Below are 1,077 nucleotides of genomic sequence, written 5' to 3' on the forward strand. Positions count from 1 at the left end.
AGAGGGAGCAACAGAGGGTCAACGTTGATGAGGTTGTTGGTAGAAGTGGTAATGGTTGCCCCTGTGGTGTTGCCGATGAGACTGGATTGGATGGTATTGAAGGTACCGCTTAAATCCGGTGCTTGTCCGCCGAGGTCTTGGTTTTGGGCGATGATGCTATTGTTAATGGTAGCGGTACCGGTGCCAGACTTGAAAATGCCACCACCATCACCCGTGCCATTGTTATCGGCATCGGCGACGTTGAAGGCGATCGTGCTGTTCGTTAATGTGATGTCGTTGAGCGCAAGCAAACCACCACCATTATCACCAGCACTATTACCACTCACTGTACTGTTCGTTAATGTGATGTTGCTCGCACGCAAACCACCACCATCATCACCAGCACTATTCCCACTTACTGTACTGTTCGTTAATGTGATGTTGCTCGCACCCAAGCCACCACCATCATCACCAGCACTATTCCCACTTACTGTACTGTTCGTTAATGTGATGTTGTTGTTCGCCCTCAAACCACCACCACTACCACCCGTACTCCCCCCTGAAATCGTCAGGTTTTGAATCGTCGTGGTTCCTGCGCCTGCCACACTACTAAAAATTCGGAACGTATTGTTGCCCTGAACCGTTGACCCATTGCCATCAATTGTCAGATCGGCTTGTCCCCAGGTAATCGTTTCAAATCCTACTCCTGCTGCCAAGGTGACAGTCCTTGCTGAATCAAACAGAATTGTGTCCCCAGTCGCCGCCGCTCCAATCTCGAACCGGAGGGTTCCCGCCGTATTATCATCTGCGGAACTCGTCACTGTCCGGGTTGCCAATTTCCCATCCCAAACACTGAGGGTCAGGTCACTAAAGGTTGTGAGGACTTCAATGTTTCCCGTGCTGCTTTCTAAGACCCAATCCCCCCCATAGTTGGCACTTCCTGTCGCATTGGTTGAAGCCGCTACATCCGCCCCCGTTAAATGCGCTAAATCCCCAATGAGGGCTTGTCCCGCTTCTCCTAATGCCGTAAAACAACTGTAGAGCAAGATATCTGCCCCTTCATCCAGGGATTTTGCCCAAGTTGCCAACTGTCCGGCA

At 51.1% G+C, this 1,077-nt stretch carries 1 protein-coding gene; it reads right to left on the minus strand.

Features of this window, described 5'->3' with window-relative positions; all coding sequences use genetic code 11:
* On the minus strand, nucleotides 1–1,077 hold a 1,077-nt coding region (locus JUI58_RS03600), incomplete at both ends, for a DUF4347 domain-containing protein (RefSeq protein WP_204102377.1).

Origin of the sequence: Spirulina sp. CCY15215 (assembly GCF_016888125.1) — a bacterium.
Lineage (GTDB): Bacteria > Cyanobacteriota > Cyanobacteriia > Cyanobacteriales > Spirulinaceae > CCY15215.